Source organism: Methanomassiliicoccales archaeon (genome assembly GCA_014361295.1).
Classification (GTDB): Archaea; Thermoplasmatota; Thermoplasmata; order Methanomassiliicoccales; family JACIVX01; genus JACIVX01.
Genome location: JACIVX010000109.1, coordinates 1 through 759, shown reverse-complemented (window position 1 = coordinate 759; position 759 = coordinate 1). Strand labels below are relative to the sequence as shown.

The following is a 759-nucleotide window of genomic DNA, read 5'->3' as shown; positions in this document are numbered from 1 at the left end:
CGGAACGGAAAATATAAGCTCACCCGCACCTTCATCGCCCGTACACCAACCTCCGCGCGATCTCCCTTTGCCGCGGAACATAGCGATAAAGGCGGCTGTCCACAAGTTCCCCACCCCGCACAAGAATTTTTCCGTTCACCATCACTAAATCCGCGTATTGAGCAGCGCAGTGAAGGAGGGCGGCCACGGGATCTGCGGCACCGGCGAACTCGAGCGTGGAAATATCCCAGAGGGAGAGGTCCGCGCATTTCCCGGGCTGGAGGGAGCCGATCTCCTTTTCCCAGCCCATGACCTTCGCTCCGCCCATGGTGGCCATCCACAGGGCTTTCCGGGCGGGCATGCTCTCCGCCCCGTATTTCACGCGGGAAAGAAGCATGGCCTGGCGAGCCTCCCGGATCATGTTGGAGGCGTCGTTGGAGGCCGAGCCGTCCACGGCCAGCCCCACCTTCATCCCCGCTTCGAGCATCTTGGGAATGGGCGCAATTCCCGAGCCCAAAAGCATGTTGGAGGAAGGACAATGGGCCACGCCCACTCCGGCCCGTGCAAGCTTCTGAATGTCCTCGTCGTTCAAATGAACGGCATGGGCAATCCATACATCCGGACCAAGCCAGCCGAGATCCTCAAGATACTCCACGGGCCTTTTCCCGAATTTCGCGAGGCAAAACTCCTCCTCGTCCAAGGTCTCGGCGAGATGCGTGTGCAAGAGAACCCCATATTTCCGGGCGAGCTCCGCCGTCTCCCGCATGAGCCTAGGGGTCA

At 60.6% G+C, this 759-nt stretch carries 1 protein-coding gene; it reads right to left on the bottom strand.

Features of this window, described 5'->3' with window-relative positions; genetic code table 11:
- Positions 1–31: 31 nt before the first annotated feature.
- Positions 32–759: amidohydrolase family protein (locus H5T41_11435; GenBank protein ID MBC7109371.1), on the bottom strand; the 728-nt coding region annotated here is incomplete at its 5' end.